Genomic DNA, 7,452 nt, shown 5'->3' on the forward strand with positions numbered 1-7,452 from the left:
CTAATCAGCGGGGTGTTTTTTTATGCTTGAAAAGAGAGCTCTTTTTGCTAAACTAGGCTTTTTCAGGTAATCTTAGAGAGAAAGAGGTGGTGGAAATGATCAAACAGTCAAAAATATCTGTGCGGCACTTAGTAGAATTTATTTTGCGACGTGGAAGTATCGACAATCGTAAAAAAAGTAGCCATACTGCATTAGAAGGAGCAAGAATCCACCGCAAGCTCCAAAAAGATGCGGGAGAAGACTATGAAAAAGAAGTCTTTTTAAAAACAACAGTTCCATTAGATGAATATCACCTGATCGTTGAAGGCCGTGCAGACGGTATTTTCAAAAGAGATGGTATTTATTATATAGATGAAATCAAAACCTCCGAGCCACGATTTGAAGATTTAGAACCAGAACAAGTGGAACTTTTCTTTCATCAAGCAAGGGTGTATGCCTATATCTATAGTCAAGAACATGATTTACAAGAAATAAATCTGCAATTGACTTACTTTCAGACGGCTGAAGAAGTGATTACGAGAAAGGTCGAACATCAGACAAGAGAGCAGTTAGAAACTTTTTTTAAAAAACTGACTGAAGATTATAAAGAATGGCTTGTTTTTCAAGAAAACTGGCGCACTGTACGCAATGCCTCTTTGATGGCTTTGAAATTCCCCCATGATGAGTATAGGAAAGGCCAGCGTGAACTAGCGGTAGCTGCTTATAAAACAATCCGTACGAAACAGAAATTGTTTGTAGAAGCACCTACCGGAACAGGAAAAACAATCTCTACGTTATTCCCCGCTTTGAAAGCTGTAGGGGAAGAAGAGGGAGAAAAGATCTTTTATCTAACAGCCAAAACAATAACTAGACAAGTAGCTGAAGATGCCATGACAGCATTAAAAGATACTGGAGCTGAAGTAAAAAGTGTCACTTTGACGGCTAAAGATAATATCTGCTTTTTAGATGAGACGACCTGTAATCCAGATCAGTGCCCGTATGCCAATGGTTATTACAATCGTATCAACGAAGGGTTATGGGATCTTTTGAATCATGAGAATCAGATCACTCGAGAAGTCATCGAAACTTATGCAAGAAAGCATACACTTTGTCCTTTCGAACTATCATTAGATGTCAGTATCTGGTGCGACGTGATCATTGGGGATTACAATTATTTGTTTGATCCTACTGTTTATTTAAGACGTTTTTTTGAAGATGAAAAAAACGAGGATTATCTGTTTTTGATTGATGAGGCACATAATTTGGTGAATCGTTCCCGAGAGATGTATTCGGCAGAACTATCTTATGAAAAAACAAAACGAAGTAAGGAAGCTATACCAAAGGAATTCAAAAAACTCCATCGTCGTTTCAACAAACTATTGAAAGAATTTGATACGATCCGAGAAATAGCAAAAGAAGATCATTGGGATTATCATCATCAAAAAGCACCAGCTGAATCTTTAGTAAAGGCAGGTTATCAATTAAGCGAAAAAATCAAAGAATGGCTAGCAGAATTTCCTGAGCATCCATCACAAGAACAATTGCTTCCTTATTACTTTGATTTGCTTCATTTTTTGAAGGTCAGTGAATTTTATGATGATCACTATGAAACAACGGTCGAAAAAACGTATCACGATCTGATAGTAAAAGAGTTTTGTATTGATCCAAGCTTGTTTCTTGAGCAGTCGTTGGATAAAGGAAGAAGCAGTATCCTTTTTTCTGCGAGTTTTTCACCTCTATCTTATTATCAGGAAACACTGGGCGGACAAAAAAGTCTCGCTTACAAACTGCCGAGTCCTTTCCCAGAAGGAAACCAGCAAGTTTTCATTGCAAATTACTTAGAGACGACTTATCGAAAAAGGGAACAAAGTCTGGCAAAATTAGTTGAGACGATCCATGCTTTTGCTGATGGAAAGGTCGGAAATTATTTCGTTTTCTTTCCTTCTTATCAATATTTAGACCTTGCGGCGGAAGCATTCAAACAGCAATATCCTGACAGCAATGTGCTGATCCAAGAAACGGACATGAATGAAGAAGAACGCGAACGATTTTTAGCAAAATTCCAAGCAGATCCCGATGAAACATTGATAGGATTTTGTGTACTTGGTGGGATTTTTTCAGAAGGAATCGATTTGAGAGGGAACCGATTGATCGGCAGTATGATCGTAGGTGTAGGGTTGCCGCAGATGAATCATGAGCAGGAACTGATCAAATCATATTATGATGAGAAGGAACACCTTGGATTTGCTTACGCTTATCAGCTTCCTGGAATGAACAAAGTCTTGCAAGCTGGTGGTCGAGTGATTCGTGGCATGGCGGATCAAGGAATCGTGGTATTGGCAGATCAACGATTTGCTCGTTTCTCTTATCGACGTTTATTCCCACAACATTGGCAAACAGCAAGAGAAGTACGAAGTGTTGGAGAATTGGAAGAAGGAATACAGCGTTTTTGGTCATCCAAAGAAGCAGTAATGAAAAAAACGAGGGATGACAGATGTCAGCCTCGTTTTTTTCATTAACGATAGTTAGTGAATTGCAACTCGATTGGTAAGTCAAGTTTACGTAATAAAGCAATCACAGCTTGAAGATCATCACGGTTTTTACCTGTCACTCTAATCTGATCTTCTTGGATTTGTGCTTTTACTTTCAGTTTTTCATTTTTGATAGCTGTAGTGATTTTTTTCGCGTTTTCGCGATCGATTCCGTTGACCAGATCGGCAGTTTGACGAGCTTTGCCACCTAGCGCGTGTTCCGATTCGGAAAAATGGATATTTTTGATTGGCACATTTCTTTTGATCAACTTACCAAATAATACATCTTTGATCTGTTCGATTTTGAAATCATCATCGCTCAAGACAACTAGATTGCTGTTCTCTAATTTGATTTCTACCGTAGAATCCTTGAAGTCAAATCGATTAGTCAATTCTTTTGTTGTTTGCTGAATCGCATTTTTTACTTCTTCTGTATTGACTTCTGATACAATGTCGAAGCTAGCATCTTTTGCCATAAGAACCCTCCTGATATACGTATAAGTTTACTATACATCTATCTTATCATAGGAATGGGGCAGATTCTTACTTGTTTGCTAAAATTCTTCTCATTTGAGTTCGAAGTATTTTATTTTAATAGATAAACTGTTATTCTTACATTTGGAATAACAAAGTAGAGGAGAGGTGCTTGTGAGCAAAATTATGACTGCGTATCATAAAAATGAAAGATTAAAGAAAATAGTGGTTATTTTGATAACCGGATTGACCGCTGCGGTCGCTTTAAATTATTTTTTGATTCCAGCCAATGTCTTTTCTGCAGGGATGAATGGGATCGCTCAAATCATTTCCTCGCTTTTATATGAATGGTTTCATATCAAGGTAGACACAGGAACATTTATTTTTATTTTGAATATCCCTGTGTTTGTATTAGGGTTTCTCAAAGTAGGAAAACGAGCAACGATCCTTAGTTTTGTGAACGTTGTATGCGTATCAGTGATGACGATGCTACTTCCAGTCGGACAGATTACTGATAATATTTTGATGAATGCCTTAGTAGGCGGTGTCTTATTAGGTCTTGGCGTAGGCTTATCTTTAAAAATGGGCTTTACAACTGGTGGGATGGACATCATCTCTCTTGTGCTTTCACAAACAACTGGAAAAACAGTCGGAAATTACATGCTGATTCTAAATGGGATCATTGTAGTCATCGCAGGCTTCTTCTTTAACTGGGAAAGTGCCTTGTATACGATTATTTCCATTTATGCAATGACTCAAGTGATTGATGCCATCCATACGAGTCATCAAAAAGTAACAGCGATGATCGTGACCGTCAAACCGGAAGAGGTAACAGAAGAACTAGCGAAACGGATGGTACGTGGAATGACATTGCTTCCGTCTGTCGGTGGCTATTCAAAAAAACAAGGAAATATGATCATGATGGTCATCACCCGCTATGAAATGTATGATCTTGATCAGATCGTTCATGAAATCGACGACGATGCATTTATCAATATTTTACCAACTCATTCAGTATTTGGACGATTTGCAAATGAAAACGAACAAAAAATGTATCGAACAACAGGTGTATTGCCAGAAATAAAAAATCGTTCACAAAAAAAATGAGGAATCAGATTTATTTTAGAATGAATTTAATGTATTCCATCTAATAAGGACATTTTATAAAATTAAACGAGAATCTTCCTTCTAAATTCTCATTTACAAGTAGTTAAAAAAAGAGTATGATAAATAAAAATCGTGTTAAGGAGTGTCGTACGATGAGCGAAGCAAACCAAGAACGGTCTGCGCAAGAAATAGAACTGATCAAAGAACGTATTCTTGCTGCCTTGGAAATGGTGATCGATCCTGAATTAGGAATCGATATTGTCAACTTAGGCTTGATTTATGATATAGAATTCAATCCTGAAAACGGAGAAACAGTCATCAAAATGACGCTAACAACTATGGGCTGTCCACTAGCCGATATTTTAACAGAATCTATCCATGACGCATTGAAAGAAGTGCCAGAAGTAACGAAAGCAGAAGTAAAACTTGTCTGGTATCCCGCATGGACGACCGATAAGATGAGCCGTTATGCACGGATTGCGTTGGGGATTCGATAGGAATCTTGACTGACTAGCTAGGAGAAGTAAATAGTAAAAACAAAAAACCTTTTATCCTTTCTTGAAGAAAAGAGATAAGAGGTTTTTTTGTTTATAAAATTTTGTCTGCTATATTAGAAGTTAATCAAATAAATGTGTTCTATTGATAAAGGACGTTCAAATCCCTTTCCTTTTGCCATCCATCTTTTTTACATCAATTTGATTTTCGTATAGTATTCTTTCTCATCTTCACGATAAATCGTGGCCCCATTTTTTTGCTGCGCCTTAAGACTGCCAAGATTTTTTTTATTTACAGACAAAAGTGCCTCATCGATGCCGAGTTTTTTTGCCTCTTGCAGTACTAATGCTAAGCCTTGTGTTGCATATCCTTTTTTACGATGGTCAGGGGAGATGCCGTAACCGATATGGCCAGCGCCGTTTCTTAATGATTCGTTCAGTTTATGGCGCAGATTAAAAATTCCTACATACTCATGTCCATCATTTTCCAAAATAAAGACGGTTGCGGGAACGTAATTCTCAGGAAGATCGATCCCTAAAGAAGTGTTTTCGCATTTTTTTACATAATCTAAAAATTCAGCAAGTGTATAGCCGTAAGTATTGTTGATAAATCCATTCTCGTTTGGTCCGAAGCTAGTTTGCAGCCGATAAGCTTTCTCCAAATCTGCTTCCCATAGTTTGATCAATTTCATCGAATCCGCCTCTTCCTAAGTAAACATATTTTTTTCTACTATAGCACTATTTTGGTGAATAGCCATTCTTATTTTTATTTTTTGTGATGTATCGTATTAAGAATAATTTAACAAAATAAACGATTGCAGATTTTTGTTATTTATTGTATTGTTTTTATAATAGATGAATGCTCGTTATCTTTTGAAAAAATGATCTTATTGATTGATATTGAAAGTTCAAGATAAATTGAATTTTTAATAAATGTGTTATTTAAAGTTTTTTCGTCCGTTGCTTATGATCACTAGAAAGGAGATCTCGTGAACTACTTTAGCGGTTATAAAAGAATTCCAGAAGGATGGCAACAAGCAGAAATAAAAAATGATCAGTATCAAAATGAAAGAAGAAGACAGTTGTTGGAGAAAATGCAGCAAAAACAGCTGAATCGAGAGAAAAAGAAGAACAAAGAAACGAAGAAAAAGCAGCAAAATAAAATAGCTACCGATCCCAGAGTCGTTCGTTTAAACAATGAAATGAATCAACTGAAGCAAGAATTGAGTAAAGCAAAAAAGCAAGTAGCTACTGTGAGCAAGAAAAGAAGAGAGGACAAGAAACACATCAGAGAGCTGTCACAGCAACTCGAACGACAGCAACAGCAAGCAAAAGTAGAAAAAGAAGAGATGAGACAAAAAGTCATCGAACAGCAGAGGAAAACAGAACAATTGTATCAAAAATTAGAAGAAGTGGGCTGGGATACAGATAACCACGCACTTCAGGAACTCCAAAAACGTAACCAGATCATCATTTATTTGCTGCAAAAAAATAGCCAAATGCAACATTATCTAGAGAGAATACATAAAGCGTCAGATTTATTAAAGAAAAGAAATGATCGACTGAACAAGAAATTAGAAAAGCTTTCAAATAGAAATGCTACGTATCTGAAAATCATGGAGAAGAAAAAACAAGAACTGCAGCAGTTGTCTAAAGTCAACCAGCGACAAACAGAACAATTAGCAAAGGAAAAACAAAACTTCGTACAAGCAGCTCCTCAAGATCTGATCCATGCATTGATTCAGCAGTTAGACACCCAATCATTTTATAAGTTCAATCAGCTGAACAAGCTGTTCAATAGGTATCAATGGATCTTTGAACAACAAGCGAATGATTTGCAGTATCAAGAAACAAATATTTTTTATGGTTTTGTAGAAATAGAAGAGGGCAGCATTTATTTCCACGAGGTCAATACGGAGCAAAGAAGACCACTGATAGTAGAAGAGAGCTTTAAACGCAAAGATCTTTTAACAGATGGGATAGCAGTACGAGTACATCAAAAAACAGTAGACGGTCCAGTATATCTAAGGTATTGCTATCCTATCGTTGAACAGAATAAGTCAAAAAGAAGAAGCGACAAATATCTAAAGAGAATAAGTCAAAAATTTAAACAGCCAAGTAAAAAGCAATTGAGCATAGATGCTGAAAAGTGGGCATCATCACTCAAAATTGCTGTGATTGGGAACAAACAAATAAAAGGATTCGTAAAAGGATTGCAGAAATATGTAAAAACTGTCGAAAGAATCGACGCATATGAGTATGGGGAGAAAGCACTATTTGAAAGAATCCGTGCTGTTGACTATGTCTATGTTTGCATCGATAGCGTCCCGCATCATGTGACCAATTTTCTGAAAAGTGAAATTGAGCTTATGGAAAAAACAGAATTTTTTTATCGCCCTTCAATAGATGATGGAGTTACTCGGATGAACTATTTGTATTGGTTGCAAGAGGGAAAACGCGTAGAGATAAAAAAGAACAAAAAATATGTTCTTGACAAAAAACAAATGTAATCCTAAACTAGAACATGTGATGCGGCTATGGCGGAATTGGCAGACGCGCTAGCTTCAGGCGCTAGTGAGGGCGACCTCGTGGAAGTTCGAATCTTCTTAGCCGCATAATTTTTTTATATACTGAGAAAAGATATCGAGGGAGAGATCCCATCGGTATTTTTTTATAAAATCTGATATAAAATAGATTTCGGCAAGAAAGTCATAGAAGTAATAGATAAGCAAAAAAACTCGCTCTGATGTGACAAAACAACTCAAAAAGAGGCCATGCGATGTATTCTTTCGCATGGCCTCTTCCTATTTTGAATGTGTTTAAACGTTCAAATAATGAATCTTAGTACCAACCGTTTGCTTCCCAGA

6 protein-coding genes and 1 tRNA gene are annotated in these 7,452 nt (G+C 36.7%); 5 read left to right on the forward strand and 2 right to left on the reverse strand.

Annotated elements, in window-relative coordinates:
• The first annotated feature begins 95 nt into the window (after positions 1 to 95).
• Entirely contained in the window at positions 96 to 2,498 is a 2,403-nt protein-coding gene (locus HMPREF2961_RS11245) for an ATP-dependent DNA helicase (RefSeq protein WP_070704790.1), read from the forward strand.
• Here the strand turns inward: HMPREF2961_RS11245 and HMPREF2961_RS11250 are convergent.
• Positions 2,495 to 2,986 carry a YajQ family cyclic di-GMP-binding protein gene (locus tag HMPREF2961_RS11250; RefSeq protein WP_002309430.1) on the reverse strand — a complete coding sequence of 164 codons (492 nt, stop codon included), beginning with the start codon at positions 2,984 to 2,986 and terminating at the stop codon, positions 2,495 to 2,497. The two genes, HMPREF2961_RS11245 and HMPREF2961_RS11250, sit on opposite strands and share 4 nt — an antisense overlap.
• A gap of 184 nt (positions 2,987 to 3,170) precedes the next feature.
• Between HMPREF2961_RS11250 and HMPREF2961_RS11255 the strand changes: the two genes are divergently transcribed.
• Both HMPREF2961_RS11255 and HMPREF2961_RS11260 read left to right on the forward strand, forming a co-directional pair.
• Positions 3,171 to 4,091: a YitT family protein gene (locus HMPREF2961_RS11255; RefSeq protein WP_002316215.1), complete on the forward strand. Its 921-nt coding sequence runs from the start codon at positions 3,171 to 3,173 to the stop codon at positions 4,089 to 4,091.
• 152 nt (positions 4,092 to 4,243) lie between these two features.
• The gene (locus HMPREF2961_RS11260; protein WP_002292174.1) at positions 4,244 to 4,588 is read left to right on the forward strand and encodes a metal-sulfur cluster assembly factor; all 345 of its coding nucleotides are present in this window, start codon (positions 4,244 to 4,246) and stop codon (positions 4,586 to 4,588) included.
• A gap of 188 nt (positions 4,589 to 4,776) precedes the next feature.
• Here the strand turns inward: HMPREF2961_RS11260 and HMPREF2961_RS11265 are convergent, their stop codons facing one another.
• A complete protein-coding gene (locus HMPREF2961_RS11265; protein WP_002315118.1) occupies positions 4,777 to 5,277 on the reverse strand; it encodes a GNAT family N-acetyltransferase in 501 nt (166 codons plus the stop codon).
• A 297-nt stretch (positions 5,278 to 5,574) separates the two neighbouring features.
• Between HMPREF2961_RS11265 and HMPREF2961_RS11270 the strand changes: the two genes are divergently transcribed.
• Positions 5,575 to 7,095 (forward strand): hypothetical protein, encoded by a 1,521-nt coding sequence (locus HMPREF2961_RS11270; RefSeq protein ID WP_002315117.1) that lies wholly within the window; start codon positions 5,575 to 5,577, stop codon positions 7,093 to 7,095.
• Between the two features lie 21 nt (positions 7,096 to 7,116).
• Positions 7,117 to 7,200 (forward strand) — tRNA-Leu (locus HMPREF2961_RS11275).
• Positions 7,201 to 7,452: the final 252 nt, after the last annotated feature.

The organism is Enterococcus sp. HMSC076E04 (assembly GCF_001814285.1).
GTDB lineage: Bacteria > Bacillota > Bacilli > Lactobacillales > Enterococcaceae > Enterococcus_B > Enterococcus_B lactis.